Below are 19,139 nucleotides of genomic sequence, written 5' to 3'. Positions count from 1 at the left end.
GTACAGGAGAGGCGGCGGCATGGACGCGGGGCTCAAGCGCGAGCTGGAGGAGAAGGTCCACGCCGGGGAGCGGCTGACCCGGGAGGACGGCCTGGCTCTCTACGAGTCCGACGACCTCGCCTGGCTGGGCGGCCTGGCCCACGAGGTGCGGATGCGGAAGAACGGCGACGTCGTCCACTTCAACGTCAACCGCCACCTCAACATGACGAACGTGTGCACCGCGTCCTGCGCGTACTGCTCCTTCCAGCGCAAGCCGGGGGAGAAGGACGCGTACACGATGCGCATCGAGGAGGCCGTGCGCCTCGCCAAGTCGATGGAGGCCGAGAACCTCACCGAGCTGCACATCGTCAACGGCCTGCACCCGACGCTGCCCTGGCGCTACTACCCCCGCTCGCTCAAGGCCCTCAAGGAAGCCCTCCCGCACGTCTCGCTGAAGGCCTTCACGGCGACCGAGATCCATCACTTCGAGACCATCTCGAAGCTGAGCGCGAGCGAGATCCTCGACGAACTGATCGACGCCGGCCTGGAGTCGCTCACCGGCGGCGGCGCCGAGATCTTCGACTGGGACGTCCGGCAGCACATCGTCGACCACCGCACCCACTGGGAGGACTGGTCGCGCATCCACCGCCTCGCGCACGAGAAGGGCCTCAAGACCCCGTGCACGATGCTCTACGGGCACATCGAGGAGCCCCGGCACCGCGTGGACCACGTCCTGCGGCTGCGCGAGCTGCAGGACGAGACCGGCGGCTTCCAGGTCTTCATCCCGCTGCGCTACCAGCACGACTTCGTGGACATGCAGGACGGCAAGGTCCGTAACCGACTGCAGGCCCGTACGACCATGGCGACCGGGGCCGAGGCGCTGAAGACCTTCGCGGTCTCCCGTCTCCTCTTCGACAACGTCCCGCACGTCAAGGTCTTCTGGGTGATGCACGGCGTGCAGACCGCGCAGCTCGCGCTCCAGCACGGCGCGGACGACATGGACGGCTCCGTCGTCGAGTACAAGATCACGCACGACGCGGACAACTTCGGCACCCCGAACAAGCTGACCCGCGACGACCTGCTCGACCTCATCCGCGACGCCGGCTTCCGGCCGGTCGAGCGGAACACGCGGTACGAGGTCATCCGCGAGTACCCGGGCCCGGACGCGGACCGGCGCGAGTCGCCGCAGCCGATGCGGGTGTGAGGTCGGAGGCAGTCCGAGGCAGGTCCGATGGGCGTCCGAGGCGCGGCCGTGCGCGCCGGGCGGGACTTCGGGGCAGGCGCCCGAGCGCACGGGGCAGGACTTCGGGAAGTGATCGTCGCGCTCGGCGCGGCGGCCGGGAGGCGCTGCTCGGGCCGTCGTTCCTGGTGACCGAGCAGCGCGGGATGCTGCTGCCGTGCCCCTCGGTCGATGGGTGGCCCGGCGGCCGGGGCGACGGTTCGGCGGACGGTTCCCCCGAGGGGGAGAGCGAGGCCGGGGGGCGCGCCTGGTCGCCACCATCCACCCCTCCCCGTCCTGCGCTAGGACGACCGGGAGGCGACGTACCAGGGGCTGGTGTCCGACCTGCGGATCGCCGCGGAGGCGCTGCGCCCGCCCGGTTAGGGTCAGTGGCATGCCGTTCACGCCGTTCACGCCGTTCACGCCGCTCACCTTCGACCTGGACCCCGAGATGACGCGCGAGCTGCGAGACGGGGTCTGCCGGCTCTGGGCGGACGTCTCGAACGCCGGCGGTGCCGTCGGCTTCGTACCGCCCGTGACCGCCGACGACATCCGACCCGAACTCGTCAAGCACCTCGCCGCCATGTCGGACGGCCGCACCCGGCTGCTCGTCGGCCGCGACGAGCGCGGCGAGGTCGCCGCGACCGCCTTCTTCACCCTCAACACCCACCGGCTGATGAGCCACTGGTGCTGGCTCTACACGGTGATGGTGCACCCCGCCCACCAGGGCAAGGGATACGGGCGCGCGCTCATGGCCGCCGCCGAGGAGGCCGCCCGCACGGGGGAGGGCATGGAGGGCATCCAGGGGATCCGGCTCACCTGCCGGGGCGGCGAGAACCTGGAGCGGTTCTACGCCGCCTGCGGCTACAAGGAGGTCGGGCGGGTGCCCGGCGCGGTCAAGGTCGCGGAGGACGACTACCGCGACGACGTCACCATGTGGCTCCCGCTCCACTGATCGCCGGGGGCACATGCTTCACTGGAAGCGGTCGGCGCGAGAGCCCGCCGGAGACACCCACAGCCGGAGAAGAAGGTCGGACCCGTGAGCACGAGTACGAGCAGCAGTGGCAGCAAGCAGCGCGCGACGCTCCGCTACACCGCGATGCGGCTCGGCGTCTTCGCCGGCTGCTTCCTCGTCGTCTGGGGCCTGACCTACTTCCGCCTCCTGCCGAGCGGGCTCGGGGATTCCAACTTCGTCTGGGTGGTCCTGCTCGCGCTGATCCTTTCCGCCCCGCTGAGCTGGGTGCTGCTGCGCAAGCAGCGCGAAGCGATGTCGGAGCAGATCGTCGGCACGGTCGACCGCGCGAAGACGCGGCTGACGGCGAACCAGGCGCAGGAAGACGCGTAGCGCTCGCCGCACGTGCGCCTCTCGCCCGGCCTGTTCCTCTCGCGGCGCGTACGCCCTCGCGGCGCGTACGCCCTCGCGGCGCGTACGCCCTCGCCGCGCGGAGCGGTAGCCGTACGGCGTCGGCCAGGCGGAGTGCTCGCCGCACGTAACGCTCCCCCACCCGCGCACACGTAACGCTCGCCCACCCGCGCGCACGTAACGCTCGTCACATCCCTCAGGCACCCCGCCGCGGAGCAGCCGCCTCCGGGTGGGGTGTTGGCGTCTCCGCAAGCCTCTGACTCAAAGCAGAACTTTGAAGTACTCAAAGTTCAAGTGTTAACGTGCTCGGCATGACGACAGCAGCCGCGCACCGCCACGCCGTGGGGCATCCGCTCCCGGCGCGCCTGCCCGTCGGGTTCTGTCGCTGCAATTGCTGTATGTCCGCGGCCTGTTGCCGCCGCAGCTGAGCGACATAGCATCGGCGCTGCCGTCCGTACCTCCACGCGACAGTCCCATCCGCGTCAGTAACGTCACGGCCCGCCGCACCCCGTCCCCGTAGGTCTTCACCCGCCGGAGTGTGTCCGTGTCTTCCCCCGAAACGTCCGCGCCCTCGCCCGAGGCGCCCGCCCGGAAGCCGTCAGGCTTCTCCTTCCCCAAGGTGCCGTTCTGGGCCCAGATCCTGCTGGGTCTCGTCCTCGGCGTGCTGCTCGGCTGGATAGCCCGCAGCGGTGACGTCGGCTGGCTCGTCACCACCCTCGACAAGATCGGCTCGATTTTCGTCCAGCTGCTGAAGCTGGCCGTCGCGCCGCTCGTCTTCTTCGCGATCCTGGTGTCGATCACCAATCTGCGGAAGGTCAACAACGCGGCCAGGCTGGCCGGCCGCACCCTGCTGTGGTTCATGATCACGTCGCTGATCGCGGTCGCCATCGGCCTGGCGATCGGCCTGATCACCAACCCCGGCGCCGGCACCGGCCTCACCGCCAAGGACGGCGCCAAGCCCGAAGAGGCCGGCTCCTGGCTGGACTTCCTGACCGGCATCGTCCCGACGGACGTCGTCACGCCATTCACCGAGCTCAACGTCCTGCAGATCGTCTTCCTCGCGGTTGTGGCGGGCATCGCCGCCCTGCAGCTCGGAGAGAAGGCCGAGCCGATCCTGCGGCTCAGCCACAGCGTGCTGGAGCTGCTCCAGAAGGCCCTCTGGTGGGTCATCCGCCTCGCGCCGCTGGGCACCCTCGGCCTCATCGGCTTCGCCATCGCCACGTACGGCTGGGACCTCATCGGCAAGTACGCCACCTTCACCGCGGACGTCTACATCGGATGCGCCCTGGTGATGTTCGGCGTCTACCCGCTGCTGCTCGCGACGGTCGGCAAGGTCAACCCGGTGCAGTTCTTCCGCGGTGCCTGGCCGGCGATCCAGCTCGCCTTCGTCTCGCGGTCGTCCGTGGGCACGATGCCGGTCACGCAGCGCGTCACCGAGCGGCTCGGCGTCCCGCGCGAATACGCGTCCTTCGCCGTGCCGTTCGGCGCCACGACGAAGATGGACGGCTGCGCCGCGATCTACCCGGCGCTCGCCGCCATCTTCATCGCGGAGATCTTCGGGGTGAACCTGGGCATCGGCGACTACCTGCTGATCGCCTTCGTCTCGGTCATCGGCTCGGCGGCCACCGCGGGTCTGACGGGCGCGACGGTGATGCTCACCCTCACCCTGTCCACGCTCGGCCTCCCGCTGGAGGGTGTCGGCCTGCTGCTGGCGATAGACCCGGTGCTGGACATGATGCGGACGGCCACGAATGTGGCGGGTCAGGTCGTCGTCCCGCTGCTGGTGTCCGGCCGCGAGGGAATCCTCGACCGCGAGGCGTACGACAGCGCCGGGAGCGTCGGTCTGGACGCGGACGCGGACGTGGACGCCGAGCCCGCCCCGGCTGCTGCGTAGGTCGTCGCCAGCCGCGGAGTCCCCGATCACCTCCGGGTATCGGGGATTCTGTCATGGGGGCGTGGTGTGCCCCGTACGGCAGTTGGAACCTCGACTGCGGTCGTCGGTAGCCTCGGAACATGGCTGATTGCGTGCAGGTCTACACAGCGACAGAGAGCCGCGAGGCAGCTGTGGCGCTGGGCAAGAGCGCGACAGAAGCCCGTCTGGCAGCGGGTGTTCAGGTGGTGGGACCGGTGGCCTCGCTCTACTGGCACCTGGGTGAGTTCGGGCAGGGCGAGGAATGGCAGGTGATCTTCAAGACCACGGCTGAGCGCTATCCCGAGCTGGAAGCACACCTTCTCGAGCGGCACCCGTGGAAGAACCCTGAGATCATCGCGGTGCCGGTCGTGGCGGGTGCTCCCGGGTACGTCGATTGGGTCCACCGGACCGTGGCAGACACCTCGGACTGAGTCACATGGCCGCGCGGTCCAGCAGCTCGGCAACGGGCGTCAGTGATCGATGCGGACGGAGGCGTAACAGGAACTCAAGTGCCCTCTCCTGGGGCCGGACAGAGCCGACTCCGGCCGAGAGGTCCATCGCTTTGCCGATCACCGTGGTGGACTGTTCGACCTCTCCGGCGTCGAGGTACGCGTGCGCGAGCCACGTGAGGTACAGCGACTTGTCACGGGCGTGCGTGTCATCGAAGTCGGCGAGCGCCTCTTCCAGCGCGGGCACTGCCCTGAGCGGCCGATGCAACTCGGTCCAGCAGCGACCCTTCATGATCTGAAGCTCTCGGGTATCGACCCAGGATGACCAGTCCGGCCCGGGTCGTTCACCACGCTTTCCGATCAGTGCCTCTTCCGCCTGCGCGATGGCGTGTTCTGCCTCCTTGGCCTGTCCAGCCTTCGCATGGGCCCAGGCGCGGCGTTCGTGGAGCAACGCGCGCACGGTTGCCGGGGCGTCGGGCCCGGCTGTCTCGCATGAAGCTGCTGCGGTGGCCACTCCCGATGTGTCGGTGCTGACTTGCTGATAGGCGAGAAACGCGAGCGAGTTGCCGGCAAGAGCAGAGTCTCCGGCTTCGGTCGCCGCGTGATGGGCCTTTTCGTAGAGTGCTGAGGCCTCTCGCTGGTCACCTGCGTCAAAGGCTGCCCAGCCGGCCTGCTGGGCCTGCTCGGCAACGACGCCCAGTAACCGGCGGCCGGTGGATTCCGTGTAGGCGGACTCCCGCAGCAGCCTCAGGGTGGTGGCGAGTTCGGCCCGGTAGACAAGGCGTGTGTCCGCGCCGCCGAGCACGTCGTCGAGGCCACGAAGCCGTGCCGTACGCCGTTGGATGTGCTCTACGTCTCTGCTTCCGATGCGCCGTCCCTCAGCGGTCTCGGGCAGAAAGGCCGCTCCGCCGGTGACACCTATCGATGCGGCAAGGAACTGCCTGCGCTGCACGTCGTCTCCTTCGAGATCGAAACTCCCGAGATCATGGAGTTCGGGGGAGTCCGTAACCGGCATGAGCCCCGGCTTCAACTCTGGGAGGGTTCTTCCTGAGGGCGTCCGTGCGCTCTCCCAAGGGCGTGGCGCCAGCCCGACCAGATGGCCTGGGATGTGCATCGCATCGGTGATTTGGGCGATCTTCTCGTAGGTCGTGATCGAACCCTCGCCACGAGCGAGCTTTCCCACCCGTTCCGGTTTGATGTCGCAGGCATCTGAGATCTTGACGAAACTGATCCCGCCCCATTGCCGAGCCAACTTGAAAAGCCTGCCGAAATCGTGACACCTCAACGCTGCTCGAACATCGGCGCGACTCAAGACGTCCGCCGGTAACGATGCTGGTGAGCGGTGCCCTGACATGCGACTTCCCCGAATCTGCCTACACAGAAGGAATATCAGCCGACCTGCGAGCGGAGTCTACCCATCATGGGTACCCCCCTCGTCGGGAATCGCGGGCGTCGCTCTATCGCCATCCTCTGAGGCATGCAGGAGTCTCAGGTGTCGCTGAATTCGTCGGCTGTGGTGCGCCGTTGGGCCCGGCATCCGCGGTGCGTCGCACTGGCCCGTGCCGAGTTGCGAAAGGCTGTGGCCGACTGGGGATTGGCCAAGATCGAGGACGCGGCCCTCGTTGTGCTGTCAGAGCTCGTGACCAACGCGTTGCAGCATGCCCGCGTACCTCCGGGGCGAGAGATCGAGACCCGCTACGTCCAACTTGGCAGGGGCCTCCTGATCGAGGTCCACGACGCGGCTGACGAACAGCCCCAACGGCGTGTGTCCGACCTCGACTCGGAGGCAGGCCGTGGTTTGGCACTCGTCTCCGCACTGGCACACGAGTGGGGCGTGAACGAACGCGGTGGCGTCGGTAAGGCGGTGTGGGCTGTGGTGACGACATCTGACGGGGATGGTGATGGGTGATGACGGCTGTGCGGAACAGGCGCCCGCGGCCGCGGGCCCGGATTCGGGTACGGATTGCGTACGGAATTCAGGTCGGGCCCAGGCACTCTCCCGTTGACCGACCCGCCTTCGGCGAGTGCCGGCCGTGCCCGGACCTTCTCCTGTGGGGCGCCCGCGTGCGTGCCGCTAGCGGGCGAACTGACCTACACAGGCGACGATCGCGACGAGAAGACTCAGCACGCCGATGAGAACTTGCCACTTGTCAGGCCCGGTCCACCTCTCCGGCCCGGCCCATCGGTTGCTCGTCCGCTCCAGGTCCTGATCGTCCATCGCTCCTCCTCGCTCCTCCGGACGGGCCCCGAAGGACAGGGCCTCCGCCGGCATCCGGCCGACGAAACTGTGAGGAGGAACGGGGATGAACTCACCTGAGAATACAGCGAGTTGACGTACGACGGCAGGCTTTCCCGCCGGTACGCCCAGGAGTGCGCACGCGCGTGGCGGTTTCGTCGCGACGTGGCGAGGCGCGCGCCGTCGAATGCGCCCTTTCGTCGGCTTCGGGCCGTCCGTTGCCGCGAACGCTGTCTCTACACTGACCGCTTGGTCAGGGCCGGGGGAGAACGTCGGAGACGCCGGGTGGTGCGGCGCTCGTGGGCAGGGGAGTGCGGTGACGGGTTTCGAGATCGCGGTGGTGATCATCGCGGGTGGCTATGTCGTGGGCGGCGTCTGGGATCGCGTGAAGGCCGCGGCCCGCGACCGCCGTACGGAACGCCGACGGGAGATCAACGGCCCGGAACCGATATGCGGTTGCCGTCACCACCTCGCGTACCACGACCCGAAGGAAGGGCGCTGCTACGCCGAGGTGAAGAAGCCCGTGGAGTGGGACGAGGACGGGGACGAGATCCGGTTCGCGCACGAGCGGTGTCCCTGCCGCCGGTACGCCGGGCCGGAGCCGCTGGCGACCCTGTACGCGCCCGAGGTCACGGGGGGCGGTGGCGGGCGTGGCGAGCGGCCCGCTCTGGAGAGCGACTGACGGCGCGCCCGGCGGGCCCTCAGTCGTCGTCGAAGCCGGTGGAGGCCGCGTCGACCGCCAGGTCCTCGCGCATCTCGCCGCGCAGGTGCGACAGATGTCCCCACGCCTCGTCGAACCCCTCGTCGAAGGCCCGGAGTTGGGCCGAGTCGCAGGGCGTGGTCCCGGCGATGCGCTTCAGCGTGCCGTACCGCGTGTTGAGGTGCCTGCTCACGATCCCCGCGACGGCGAGGACCTTCACGGGCATGATCATCTGGGCTTCGGCGTAGTGCTCGCGGTGCGCCGTGCGGCGTTCTTCCAGCTGCTGGAGCTCGGCGTCGAGGTCGCCCGTCCCGTCGCGGAGTGCGTGCAGGACGTTGACCTGGGCGGTCATGTACTGCCGCGCCGCGGTGTTCACGGCGATGTAGCAGGCGCGGCGCAGTGCGAGAAGCTGCTGCGCGCGGGCCTCGGCGCGTTCCGCCTGCAACAGCGCATCGGCGTGGTCGCGTTCCTCGCGCCGCTGTTCGGCTGCCGCCGCCAGCTCCAACCGTTTGGTGCGGTCGGCGCGGCTCTGCGAGAGCAGTGTGCCCGTCAGGGTGCCCGCGACGCCCACCACCGCCACCAGCAACGCGCCCCAGCCGTCGCCCACTTGCCCTCCCCTGCGTCCGGCACGGCCGTCCGTCCACCGGCGTCCTGTGCGGCCCGGAAGAAGTATGGCCGGTCGCCGCATCCTCCCGTCATGGGGCGGTACGAACGGCTCGACCCGTGCGCGCCGCGGCCTGTGACCGGCCAAGCCCGTCAGCCATGTGCGACCGACGTGACGGGCGGTTCTCCAGGGGCCGCGCCGTGCCGGTCCCGCTCGGGCGTGCCGCGCGGTTCCTCCGGCACCGTGCCGCGCGGTTCCTCCGGCACCGTGCCGCGCAGTTCCTCGGGCACTGCGCCGCGCAGCGCCGCGGTGATCGCCGCGATCGCGGGGTGGCCCCCTGAGCCGCTGCGGAAGGCGACCGCGGTGCGCCGGCTCATCGGCAGCCGCGTCAGGGCGACCCCGTCCGGTGCGTCGCCGACGGCGAGTTGGGGCACCAGGGCGACCCCTTGCCCCGCGGCCACCATGGCGAGCACGGTGGTGAACTCGTCCACCTGGTGCCGGATGCGCGGGGTGAAGCCGGCGGCTTCGCAGGCGCGGATCGTCATCGCGTGGCAGAGCGTTCCCGGGGTCGCGGTGATCCAGGGGGCGTTCCTCCACCGGCCGACCGTCTCGCCGGGCCCGGCCGCGGTCGCCGCGGCGGCCGCGCCCGCCGCGGAGACCGATGCCGCCCCCACGTACGACGCGAGGAACATCGACTCGACGCACAACGGCCTGCTTTCCAGGCCCGGTTCGGCGAGCGGAGGTACGAAGTCGTACGCGTGGACCAGTGCGACGTCCAGCTCGCCCACCCGTATCCCGTCCGCCACGCACACCGGGTCGATCTCGGAGACCATCGGCTCCAGGCCGGGGTGCTGGCGCGCCAGGGTCGTCAGCGCCGCCGGGACGATCGCCCGCGCGGCCGTGGGGAAGGTGCCGATGCGCAGGGGGCCCGCCAGGCCCTGACGGGTGTCGGCGAGTTCGGAGGCGGCCTGCTCCAGGCGTTCGAGGACGGCTTCCGCGTGGCGTACGAGATTGTGTCCCGCGGGCGTGAGGACCACGCGCCGTCCGGTGCGCTCCAGCAGGGGAACGCCCGCCTCCCGTTCCAGGGTGCTGAGTTGCTGGGAGACCGCCGAGGGGGTGAAGGCCAGGGCCTCGGCCACGGCGGCGATGGTGCCGCGGAGGGCGAGTTCGCGCAGCAGGCGCAGACGTCGGACGTCGAGCATCGGCTCAGCTTAAGGGCACGTCCAGAAAAGCGAACTGGACCTGCATGATTGCGATGGCGCAGCCTCGTTCCATGGACCAGAAGACCCTTGCGTCCCTCTACGGGATCCATGTGCCGCTCGTTACCCCTTTCGACGCCGACGGGCGGATCGCGGGAGAGGCCCTCGCGGACCTCGCGCGCTCCGTGCTCGACGCGGGCGCCGCCGGAATCGTGGCGCTCGGCACCACGGGTGAGGCCGCCGCGCTCGACCCCGCGGAGAAGCGCGCCGTGATCGGGACGTGCGCGCGGGTGTGCGGGGAGCGGGGCGCGACGCTGACCGTGGGCGCCGGGTCCAACGACACCCGGGCCGCCGCGGCCGCGCTGGCCGGGCTGGCGCACTGGCCGCAGATCACGGCGGCGCTCGTGGCCGTCCCGTACTACACCCGGCCCGGGGAGGCGGGTGTCCTCGCGCACTTCGCCGAGCTGGCGGCAGCGAGCCCGGTGCCCCTGGTCGCGTACCACATCCCGTACCGCACCGCGCAGCCGCTGAGCGGGGAGGCACTGCGGGCGCTCGCCCGGATCCCCGGGGTCGTCGCCCTCAAGTACGCGGCGGGCGGTATCGATCAGGCGGCCGTCGAACTGCTCGGGGACCCCGAACTCCCGCAGGAGTTCACCGTCCTGGCGGGGGACGACGCCTACGCGTCACCGTTGATGGCGATGGGTGCGGCGGGAGGCATTCTCGCCTCGGCGCACCTGGCCACCCGCCGGTTCGTGGAGCTGGCGGACGCCTGGCGCGAGGGGCGGGCGGGGCGCGCCCGGCAGCTCGGGCACGAGCTGGCGGGGCTGTCGGCCGCCGCGTTCGCCGAGCCCAACCCCACGGTGATCAAGGGGGTGTTGCACGCGCAGGGCCGGATCCCCACACCGGACGTACGGCTTCCGCTGCTGCCCGCGGGGCAGGACGCGGTGGACGCGGCGCTGAAGCGGCTGGCCGGGCTGGGGGAGTAGGCGCTCGTCCGAGGTTGTTCCCGGGTGTTGCCCGGGCGAAAGCTGACGTCTTCGGGGGAATGCCCCGGGTGGTGCCCCGTCGGACCGTAAACTTACCTCCGAGTAGCGAATGGGCGGAGGGGTAACGGGTCGTGGGTACGAGGGGCAGGCGGCTGCCGCGTGCGGTACGGGAGCAGGAGATGCTCGACGCGGCGGTGACGACCTTCGCACGGTGCGGCTACGGAAACGCCTCGATGGACGGGATCGCCGAACTCGCCGGTGTCTCCAAGCCGTTGGTCTATCTCTACTTCCAGTCGAAGGAAGACCTGTTCAGCGCCTGCATCCGGCGGGAGTCGGAGGCACTGGTGCAGACGGTGCGCGACGCGGTCCTGTTGCCGGGCGACCGGTCCGTGCCCCGGGAGTCGGCGCAGCGGCTGCTGTGGGACGGGCTCACGGCCTTCTTCTCGCACACCGCGGAGCACCCTGACGGCTGGGCGGTTCTGCACACCCTGGCCCGCAGGTACGGCGAGCCGTTCGCGGACGAAGTGGCCGGGATGCGGGCCGAGATCGTCGCGTTCGTCACCCGGCTCATCGCGGACGCGGCGCGGGAGAGCGCGTGCGGCGCGAAGGGCGGGGAGGGCGCGAAGGGCGGGGAGGCGCGGCCAGCCGGGCGGGCTGGCAGCGCCACCGAGGCCGCGCCGACCGTCACCGGTGACCATGTGGCCGACGGAGCCGACGGAGCCGACGGAGCCGACGGAGCCGACGGAGCCGACGGAGCCGACGAGGGTGACGCGGCCGGCGAGGACAACATGGCCCCTGGGACCGACGCACTGGCCGTGCGCGAGATCTCCGGTCTCGCGCACGCGCTGGTCGGGGCGGCGGAGTCCCTCGCGGCGTGGGCGAACGACCGCGGTGAGGACCGCCCGTCGGCCAAGGAGGCGGCGGCCATACTGATGAACTTCTCCTGGTCGGGCCTGGAGAACCTCATGGACGGGCAGCGCTGGAGCCGGCACCGGTAGCGCCCTTCCTCGGCGCGGCGCGGGGTCGCGCCCGCTCACCGGCGGGCCGGCGGCGCCGTCACCTCGCCCCTGAGGTGGAGCCGCTCGCCGCCGTCCCCGGAACGGAGTTCAAAGGCCGGGCCGTCAGCCGCGTACGTCACCGAGGACGGGAGCAGGACCGGGCTCCGGAACTCCGCCCGTACGGTGACCTCTTCGGCCGCCGCGGCATCCGACTCCGCGACACAGCGGGCGAAGGTCCACATGCCGTGGGCGATCGCACGGCGGAAGCCGAGCGGCCGCGCGGTCCAGGGGTGGAGGTGGATCGGGTTGTAGTCGCCGGACACCGCGGCGTGCCGCCGGCCGAGCCCGGGGGGCAGGCGCCAGGTGGCACGCGCCGTCAGCGGCCCGTCCGCAACGCCGGCTGCCCGGTCACGTGCGGGGGCGGAGTCGGTGCCCGCCGTGCGGTCCGTGGGCGTGGCCGGTCCGCGCGCCAGGTACGTGCTCAGGTCCCGCCAGACCCGTACCCCGTCCCGCCACGCCTCCGTGACGATCACTGCCTCCGTACCGCGCCGGTGCGCCTTCAACTCCTCTGCGTGTACGGACAGATCGACGCTGTCGTCCGGGCTCAGCGGCGCCCACTGGGTGATCTCGATCGATGTATGGACCAGGCCCGGCAGCGGCAGCGGAAAGGCCCGGGCGGCCATCAGCCGGGCCGCGAGCGGAAAGCCCAGAACATGCGGATAGGTGAGCGGCAAGGGTCGGTGCCCGGGCGGGAAGCCGCAGACCTCGGAGTACGCGGTGAGGCGCTGCCGGTCGGGCCTGACCCCGGGCACCACGAGCCGGAAGCGAGGCAGGGCCGCCTCCGGGCGCGGCCTCTTGCCGATGCCGGTCAGCACCCCGGCACCGAGCGCGGGCACCAGCCGCGGCACGCGCCCGAACCGGCGGACGTCACTGCCGGGTTCACCCGGGACCTCACCTCCGGCGGCAGGTCCGGCGGCAAGACCGGCATCAGGCCTGGCATCAGGCCCTGCCTCATCCCGGGCGGCGCTGTCCCCGCCGCTGTCCCTGCCCCCGCCCCAGCCGCTGGCGTCGTCCCGCACGCGGCCGTCACGCTCCCAGCAGGCTCTGGCCGCAGACCCGTACGACCTGCCCGTTGACCCCGCCCGAGGCGGGATGCGCGAGCCAGGCCGTGGTCTCGGCGACGTCGATGGGAAGTCCGCCCTGGGCAAGGGAGTTCATACGGCGCCCGGCCTCGCGGAGGAGCAGGGGTACGGCCGCGGTCATCCTCGTCTCGATGAAGCCCGGCGCGACCGCGTTCACCGTGACGCCGTGCTCGTCGCGGGCGCGCGGAGCGAGGGAGCGGACGAATCCGATGATTCCGGCCTTGCTCGCGGCGTAGTTGGTCTGCCCGGCGTTGCCCGCGATGCCGCTGATCGAGGCGGTGGCGACAATACGGCCCGAACCGCTCCGCAGTGTCCCCGACTCCAGGAGGCGGTCCGTCGTCCGCAGGACGCTGCCGAGGTTGACCTCCAGCACCTGGTCCCAGCGGTCGGCGGGCATGTTCGCGAGTCTGCGGTCGCGTGTGATGCCCGCGTTGTGGACCAGGACGTCGAGCCCTCCCGGTACGGCGGCGGCGATGCGCTCGCCCGCGTCCTCCGCGGTCATGTCGACCGTGAGGGCCGTACCGCCCAACCGGTCGGCGAGCGCGGCAAGTTCGGCCTCCGTCTGCGGAACGTCGAGGCAGACGACGTGCGCGCCGTCGCGTGCCAGGACCTCGGCGACCGAGGCGCCGATGCCGCGCGCGCTGCCCGTGACCAGGGCCGTGCGCCCGGCCAGGGGACGGTCGGGGTCCAGGCCCGCGTGGAGGCCCGTATCCGCGGAGGTGCGCAGCTCCATGCCCGCTTCCGTCGCCGCCTTCGCGGCCGCCGGGTCCCCCTCACCGGCGCCGCTCACCTCGATCACCTGGCCGCTGACATAGGCGGACTTGGGGGAGAGGAGAAAGCGGAGCGTGGATTCCGCCGAGCCCGCGGCGCCGGGCGCCAGGCGGACGAGCTGGACCGTGCGCCCTCCGCCGGTCTCCTTGCCCAGGGAGCGTACGAACCCTTCGAGTGCCTGCTGCGCCGCCGCCTGGTGGTGGTCGGCCGGGTCCGGGCGTGCGCCCAGCACCACGATGCGGCCGCCGCCCGCGACCCGGCGCACGACGGGGTGGAGTGCGGCGTGCACCTCGCCGAGTGAGCCGGTCCCGGTGACACCGGTCGCGTCCAGGACGACAGCCGCGTACGAGATGTCCGGCCGTGTCCGCTCGTGGACCTCCAGGCCGGTCCGCGAGAGGATCGCGGCCAACTCCGCGCCGTGCGGGGAGGCGGCGACCGGCAGATGGAGCACGGGGCCGGTCAGGGCGGGGTGCTGTACCGACCACCGGTGCAGGGGAGCGGGCCGGGGGAGCCCGAGGCGACGGGTCAGGAATCGGCCAGGAGTGCTTCCGGCGAAACGAAGATAGCGATCGGCCATTGGCCAACTCCTTACCCTGCCGTAAATTTACCTCGCGGTAAGGTTACTGCCGGGTCAGGAGCTGGTCGAGATGAGTTCTCGCGCGCGAGATCCACACCGGGATCCCCACGCCGGGGACGTACCCGCCACGGCGCACGCGTCCACGGCGTCCCCCGCGCCGGACGAGCCCCCGCACCTGCTGAGCCCGCGCGTCCGTCGCGTCGCCGTCATCGGCGGGAGCCGGATCCCCTTCGCCCGCTCCGACGGCCCGTACGCCACCGCCTCCAACCAGGAGATGCTCGCCGCCGCCCTCGACGGTCTCGTCGAGCGGTACGGCCTGCGGGGCGAGCGCGTGGGGGAGTTCGTGGCCGGTGCCGTGCTCAAGCACAGCCGCGACTTCAACCTCGCCCGCGAGACGGTGCTCGGCAGCGCCCTCGACCCGCGCACCCCCGCGTACGACATCCAGCAGGCATGCGGCACCGGTCTGCAGGCCGTCATCGCCGCCGCCAACAAGATCGCGCTCGGGCAAATCGACTCGGCCGTCGCGGGCGGCGCGGACACCGCGAGCGACGCACCGCTCGGCGTCAACGACGACCTCCGCAGGCTGCTGCTCGGCGCCCGCCGCGCGACGTCCCTCGGCGGGCGCCTCCGGGAGCTCGCGCGGTTCAGGCCGCGCCACCTCGTCCCCGACATCCCGCGCAACGCCGAGCCGCGCACCGGCCTGTCGATGGGCGAGCACGCCGCCCGTACGGCCGAGGAGTGGGGGATCGGGCGCGAGGAACAGGACGTCCTCGCCGCGACCAGCCACCAGCGCCTCCACGCCGCCTACGAGCGCGGGTTCCTGGACGATCTCGTCGTGCCCTTCCGGGGCCTGTCCCGCGACCAGAACCTCCGGCCCGGTTCCACCGCGGAACAACTCGCCCGTCTCCGGCCCGTGTTCGGCCGCGGTCTCGCCGAACCCACCATGACCGCGGGCAACTCCACGCCCCTCACCGACGGCGCCGCGACCGTGCTGCTCGCCGGCGAGGACTGGGCCCGGGAACGCGGACTCGAACCCCTCGCGTACCTCACGGCGTACGAGACCGGGGCCGTCGACTTCACCGGCGGCGGGGACGGGCTACTGATGGCGCCCGCGTACGCCGTCCCGCGGATGCTGCGGCGCGCCGGCCTCGGCGTCGAGGACTTCGAACTGGTCGAGATCCACGAGGCGTTCGCGTCCCAGGTGCTCGCCACGCTCGCCGCGTGGGAGCAGCAGGGGCTGGCGCCGGTCGACCGGGACCGGCTCAACGTCGCGGGATCCTCGCTGGCCACCGGCCATCCGTTCGCGGCGACCGGCGCCCGGATCGTCGCGACGCTGGCCAAGCTGCTCGCCGAGCGTGAGGGGCCGGGCCGCGGCCTGATCTCCGTCTGCGCGGCGGGAGGCCAGGGGGTGACCGCCGTCCTCGAACGCCCCTGACGCCGCCGCGGCCGGCGCACTCCCGCGACAGGCAGGCCGCAGACACGCCCCGCACCCATCCCAGACACGAAGACACACCCCGCACCCATCCCAGACACGCAGACCCCCCGGACCGCCGCCGCACTCACCCCAGGCACGCAGACGATCCGTTCGCACCCTGCGTACGCACGTCCCACCCCGCCACTCCCCACGCTCCCGATTCGCTCGCACCATCCCAGAGACGAGGAGCCGCTCGTGTCCCGCCAGGAATCCGCACCCCCATCACCCGCCACCGACGTCCCCCTCCCCGCCCCCGCACCCGCCCCCCTCTCCGCGCCCGTGCTCGTCCCGCCGCAGAAGTCGGTCGTCGACGGGGTCGTCCGCGAGGTCTCCGTCCCTCCGCTCGTGCCGACCGTGGCCAGGGGGTCCGTCGCCGACATCCCCTTCGACAACGCGGCCGAGGCCCCGGCCGAGGTCGTGCTCAGCCGGAAACAGCCGGACGGCGCCTGGCGGGACGTGACCGCGGCCGAGTTCGCCGCCGAGGTGCTGGCCACGGCGAAGGGCCTGATCGCGCACGGCCTCCGCCCCGGCGACCGGCTCGCGATCATGGCCCGTACGACCTACGAGTGGACGCTCCTGGACTTCGCCGCCTGGGCCGCGGGCCTGATCCCGGTCCCCATCTACCCCACCTCGTCCGCGAGTCAGGCGGCGTGGATCATCCACGACTCGGGTGCGGCAGCCTGCGTCGTGGAGAACGTCGAGCAGGCCAGGATCATCAGCGGGGAGCGTGCCGGACTGCCCTATCTGGCCCACCTCTGGCAGCTCGACGCGGGAGCGGTCTCCCAACTGGCCACCGCCGGCCGGCAGATCACGGACGAGGAGGCCGCCGCACGCCGCGCCTGGCTCGGGCCCGAGTCGATCGCCACCCTCATCTACACCTCGGGAACCACGGGCCGACCCAAGGGCTGCGTCCTGACCCACGGCAACTTCTTCGCCGAGGTGGACAATTCGATCGAACTGCTCCACCCGGTCTTCAAGTCCGTCACCACGGAGCCCGCCTCCACGCTCCTGTTCCTCCCGCTGTCCCATGTCTTCGGACGGATGGTGGCGATCGGCTGTCTGCGCGCCCGCGTCCGCCTCGGCCATGCCCCGAGCATCCAGACGGACGACCTGCTGGCCGATCTGGCGGGCTTCCGGCCGACGTTCCTGCTCGCCATCCCGTACGTCCTGGAGAAGGTCTTCAACACCGGCCGGGCCACGGCCGAGAAGATGGGCCGTGCCTCCTCCTTCGACCGTGCCGCCAGGATCGCCCGGCGCTACGGGGAGGCGCTGGAGGCCCAGCAGCACGGCACCGGCCGCGGCCCCGGCATCGGCCTGCGCGCCGCCCGCGCGCTCTACGACCCGCTCGTCTACCGCCGGATACGGGCGGCCCTCGGCGGCAACGTCCGGTACGCCGTCTGCGGCGGCTCGCCCCTCGGTCACCGCCTCGCCGCCTTCTACACCGGCGCCGGCATCGAGGTCTTCGAGGGCTACGGCCTGACGGAGACGACCGCCGCCTCGACCGTCACCCCGCCCCTCCAGCCCCGGCTCGGCACGGTCGGCTGGCCCCTCCCCGGCACCGGGGTGCGGATCGCCGACGACGGTGAGGTGCTGCTGCGCGGCGCCCATGTCTTCTCCGGCTACTGGGACGCGTCCATCGCCACGGCCGTGCCCGCCACGCGCGACGGCTGGTTCCCGACCGGAGACCTGGGCGCGCTCGACGGGGACGGCTACCTCACCATCACCGGGCGCAAGAAGGAGCTGATCATCACCGCGGCGGGCAAGAACGTGGCCCCCGCGCCCCTGGAGGACCGGCTCCGCTCGCACCCGCTCGTCGGCCAGTGCATCGTGATCGGCGACAACCGCCCGTACGTCAGCGCGCTGGTCACCCTCGAACCGGACGGGCTCGCGCACTGGCGCCAGATGAAGAAGAAGCAGGACATACGGATCGAGGAGCTGGTGCACGACGAGGAACTCCTCGCGGACATCCAGCGGGGCGTGGACGACGCCAACGGGCTGGTCTCCAGGGCGGAGTCGATCCGCCGCTTCACCGTGCTGCCGGTCGATTTCACGGAGGACCAGGGGCATCTGACCCCGTCGCTGAAGCTGAAGCGCGCGGTCATCATCCGGGACTTCGCCCCGCAGGTCGAGGCGCTGTACGCGAAGCGGCGATAGGCGCGTCGCCGGGATCGCGCCGGGCCAGGGGGTGCGGTGCACCGTTCCGCGCCGCACTCCCCGCGCCCGCCTCGCCGACGGCGGTGCGTTTCGCGCCCGCGGCCGCCTCGCCGACGGCCGTCGGGTTCGCGCCCGCGTTCGTCCCGTCCGCGGCCGTCCTGAACGGTTCCGCCCCGCCCGCGGCCGACCTGAACGCGCCCGGTGTCGTCCCCGTCCAGCGCCGGAACGCGCGGTGGAACGCGGTGTCCTCGGAGAAGCCGAGCCGCGCCGCCACGGCCGCGATCGGTTCGCGCCCCCCGACGAGGCCCTCGATCGCCGCGTCCTGCCGCACCGCGTCCTTCAACTCCTGGAAGGAGGTGCCCTCCTGCCGCAGCCGGCGCCGCAGGGTGGAGGCGCTGACGGCGAGGCGGGCCGCGACGTCCGCCGCCTCCGGCAGCCGCGCGGGGCCACCGGCGCGCAGGGACGGTACGAGAACCCGGCGGACCTGCTCGGCGACCGTCGTGCCGTAGTCGTGGCGGCTGAGCAGGGCGGCGGGCGCCCGGCGCAGCAGTTCGCCGAGCGTCGCTTCGTCCTGCACGACCGGGGCGGACAGTCGGCGGGCGTCCATCGCCGCCGCGGTGCGCTCCGCGCCGAAGCGCACCGGACACCCGAGCAGCAGCTCGTACTCGGCGCGGTGCGGGGGAGCGGGCGCGGGGTGGGCGAACTCGGCGCGCAGCAGCGGGATGCGGTCGCCGATCAGCCAGCTCGACAGCCGGTGCCAGACGACGACCAGGCACTGTGCGACGAAGCGGTCCTCGTCGCGGGACAGGTCGTTGCGGACGACGCACAGGGCCTCGCCGTGCCCGGCGTCCGGATCCCTCCCCGGCCCGTGCCGCTCCAGGGCGAGCCGAGGACCGCTCGGGAAGAGCCCGTAGAACAGGAACGCCCGTTCCGTGGCGGCCCCGAGGTCCTCGCAGCCCAGCGCGGCGCAGCACATCATCGCGAACGTGCCCGGCTTGCTCGGGGCGGCGCCGAGGCCGAGGAACTCGTCGTCCGTGGCCGTGTACACCGCCCGGACGAGAGCGGTGAACTGCTCCGGCGTGACCCGCGCGGTGTCGTCGCGGAGCAGCAGGGGCGGAATCCCGGCCCGCTGCAGCAGCGGTAGGGCGTCGAATCCGCGCCGCTGCGCGCCGCGCAGGACCGCGCGCGCGTGGTGCACCGTGATCGTCCGCCGGCTGGGCATCGAAAGCGGCTCCGTGGGCTCGGTCGTCTCCGTACGTCCGTGGGCTGCGCGGCTCCGGTTCCCGCCCCGTTCATGGGGGCGGTGGTGTGAGCGGTGAGGCCAGTCGTGCTGACGCTTCCCGTCATGCCTGCCCGCCATGCCCGCTCCGTAGCGT

Annotated in this window: 18 protein-coding genes; 11 read left to right on the top strand and 7 right to left on the bottom strand. The window is 71.8% G+C overall.

The window, feature by feature from the left end:
* The first annotated feature begins 19 nt into the window (after positions 1-19).
* The 5 genes from mqnE (at position 20) to cutA (ending at position 4,904) form a co-directional block, all read left to right on the top strand.
* Entirely contained in the window at positions 20-1,183 is a 1,164-nt protein-coding gene (gene mqnE / locus ACGFNH_RS23650) for an aminofutalosine synthase MqnE (protein WP_393656745.1), read from the top strand.
* A 409-nt stretch (positions 1,184-1,592) separates the two neighbouring features.
* Positions 1,593-2,153 (top strand): GNAT family N-acetyltransferase, encoded by a 561-nt coding sequence (locus tag ACGFNH_RS23645; protein ID WP_393656743.1) that lies wholly within the window; start codon positions 1,593-1,595, stop codon positions 2,151-2,153.
* An 84-nt stretch (positions 2,154-2,237) separates the two neighbouring features.
* Positions 2,238-2,543, top strand: coding sequence for a DUF4229 domain-containing protein (locus ACGFNH_RS23640; protein WP_393656741.1), 306 nt, complete (start codon positions 2,238-2,240; stop codon positions 2,541-2,543).
* A 556-nt stretch (positions 2,544-3,099) separates the two neighbouring features.
* Entirely contained in the window at positions 3,100-4,455 is a 1,356-nt protein-coding gene (locus tag ACGFNH_RS23635) for a dicarboxylate/amino acid:cation symporter (protein ID WP_393656739.1), read from the top strand.
* Positions 4,456-4,574: 119 nt separating this feature from the next.
* Complete coding sequence (gene cutA / locus ACGFNH_RS23630; protein WP_393656737.1) at positions 4,575-4,904, top strand: divalent-cation tolerance protein CutA; 330 nt, start codon at positions 4,575-4,577, stop codon at positions 4,902-4,904.
* A gap of 1 nt (position 4,905) precedes the next feature.
* Here cutA and ACGFNH_RS23625 read toward each other — a convergent pair whose 3' ends face one another.
* Positions 4,906-6,174 carry an XRE family transcriptional regulator gene (locus ACGFNH_RS23625; RefSeq protein ID WP_393656735.1) on the bottom strand — a complete coding sequence of 423 codons (1,269 nt, stop codon included), beginning with the start codon at positions 6,172-6,174 and terminating at the stop codon, positions 4,906-4,908.
* Positions 6,175-6,399: 225 nt separating this feature from the next.
* Between ACGFNH_RS23625 and ACGFNH_RS23620 the strand changes: the two genes are divergently transcribed.
* Positions 6,400-6,831, top strand: a complete 432-nt coding sequence (locus ACGFNH_RS23620) for an ATP-binding protein (RefSeq protein ID WP_393656733.1) — start codon at positions 6,400-6,402, stop codon at positions 6,829-6,831.
* A 165-nt stretch (positions 6,832-6,996) separates the two neighbouring features.
* On the opposite strand, the gene ACGFNH_RS23615 is transcribed toward ACGFNH_RS23620, so the two are convergent.
* Positions 6,997-7,140, bottom strand: a complete 144-nt coding sequence (locus ACGFNH_RS23615; protein WP_360861154.1) for a hypothetical protein — start codon at positions 7,138-7,140, stop codon at positions 6,997-6,999.
* A gap of 334 nt (positions 7,141-7,474) precedes the next feature.
* On the opposite strand from ACGFNH_RS23615, the gene ACGFNH_RS23610 reads away from it, so the two are divergent.
* Positions 7,475-7,840 carry a hypothetical protein gene (locus tag ACGFNH_RS23610; protein WP_393656731.1) on the top strand — a complete coding sequence of 122 codons (366 nt, stop codon included), beginning with the start codon at positions 7,475-7,477 and terminating at the stop codon, positions 7,838-7,840.
* A gap of 19 nt (positions 7,841-7,859) precedes the next feature.
* On the opposite strand, the gene ACGFNH_RS23605 is transcribed toward ACGFNH_RS23610, so the two are convergent.
* Together ACGFNH_RS23605 and ACGFNH_RS23600 are read right to left on the bottom strand one after the other, a co-directional pair.
* Positions 7,860-8,465 carry a hypothetical protein gene (locus tag ACGFNH_RS23605; RefSeq protein ID WP_393656729.1) on the bottom strand — a complete coding sequence of 202 codons (606 nt, stop codon included), beginning with the start codon at positions 8,463-8,465 and terminating at the stop codon, positions 7,860-7,862.
* Between the two features lie 149 nt (positions 8,466-8,614).
* The gene (locus tag ACGFNH_RS23600) at positions 8,615-9,664 is read right to left on the bottom strand and encodes a LysR family transcriptional regulator (RefSeq protein ID WP_393656727.1); all 1,050 of its coding nucleotides are present in this window, start codon (positions 9,662-9,664) and stop codon (positions 8,615-8,617) included.
* A gap of 71 nt (positions 9,665-9,735) precedes the next feature.
* Here ACGFNH_RS23600 and ACGFNH_RS23595 point away from each other — a divergent pair, with 71 nt between their 5' ends.
* Positions 9,736-10,647 carry a dihydrodipicolinate synthase family protein gene (locus tag ACGFNH_RS23595; RefSeq protein WP_393656725.1) on the top strand — a complete coding sequence of 304 codons (912 nt, stop codon included), beginning with the start codon at positions 9,736-9,738 and terminating at the stop codon, positions 10,645-10,647.
* 131 nt (positions 10,648-10,778) lie between these two features.
* Positions 10,779-11,645 carry a TetR/AcrR family transcriptional regulator gene (locus ACGFNH_RS23590; RefSeq protein WP_393656723.1) on the top strand — a complete coding sequence of 289 codons (867 nt, stop codon included), beginning with the start codon at positions 10,779-10,781 and terminating at the stop codon, positions 11,643-11,645.
* A gap of 35 nt (positions 11,646-11,680) precedes the next feature.
* Here ACGFNH_RS23590 and ACGFNH_RS23585 read toward each other — a convergent pair whose 3' ends face one another.
* Together ACGFNH_RS23585 and ACGFNH_RS23580 are read right to left on the bottom strand one after the other, a co-directional pair.
* Positions 11,681-12,553 carry a MaoC/PaaZ C-terminal domain-containing protein gene (locus tag ACGFNH_RS23585; RefSeq protein ID WP_393656721.1) on the bottom strand — a complete coding sequence of 291 codons (873 nt, stop codon included), beginning with the start codon at positions 12,551-12,553 and terminating at the stop codon, positions 11,681-11,683.
* Between the two features lie 178 nt (positions 12,554-12,731).
* Positions 12,732-14,135, bottom strand: coding sequence for a 3-oxoacyl-ACP reductase (locus ACGFNH_RS23580; RefSeq protein WP_393656719.1), 1,404 nt, complete (start codon positions 14,133-14,135; stop codon positions 12,732-12,734).
* Positions 14,136-14,205: 70 nt separating this feature from the next.
* On the opposite strand from ACGFNH_RS23580, the gene ACGFNH_RS23575 reads away from it, so the two are divergent.
* Together ACGFNH_RS23575 and ACGFNH_RS23570 are read left to right on the top strand one after the other, a co-directional pair.
* On the top strand, positions 14,206-15,570 hold the full coding sequence (locus ACGFNH_RS23575; RefSeq protein WP_393656717.1) for an acetyl-CoA C-acetyltransferase: 1,365 nt from the start codon (positions 14,206-14,208) through the stop codon (positions 15,568-15,570).
* 234 nt (positions 15,571-15,804) lie between these two features.
* Positions 15,805-17,763, top strand: a complete 1,959-nt coding sequence (locus ACGFNH_RS23570) for an AMP-dependent synthetase/ligase (RefSeq protein ID WP_393656715.1) — start codon at positions 15,805-15,807, stop codon at positions 17,761-17,763.
* On the opposite strand, the gene ACGFNH_RS23565 is transcribed toward ACGFNH_RS23570, so the two are convergent.
* Complete coding sequence (locus ACGFNH_RS23565) at positions 17,711-18,985, bottom strand: AraC family transcriptional regulator (RefSeq protein ID WP_393656713.1); 1,275 nt, start codon at positions 18,983-18,985, stop codon at positions 17,711-17,713. The genes ACGFNH_RS23570 and ACGFNH_RS23565 overlap by 53 nt on opposite strands.
* Positions 18,986-19,139 lie beyond the last annotated feature (154 nt).

The sequence above is a fragment of the Streptomyces sp. NPDC048639 genome (assembly GCF_043199075.1).
Lineage (GTDB): Bacteria > Actinomycetota > Actinomycetes > Streptomycetales > Streptomycetaceae > Streptomyces.
Note: the sequence above shows the minus strand (reverse complement) of the source record. Positions and strands in the feature narration are given on the sequence as shown.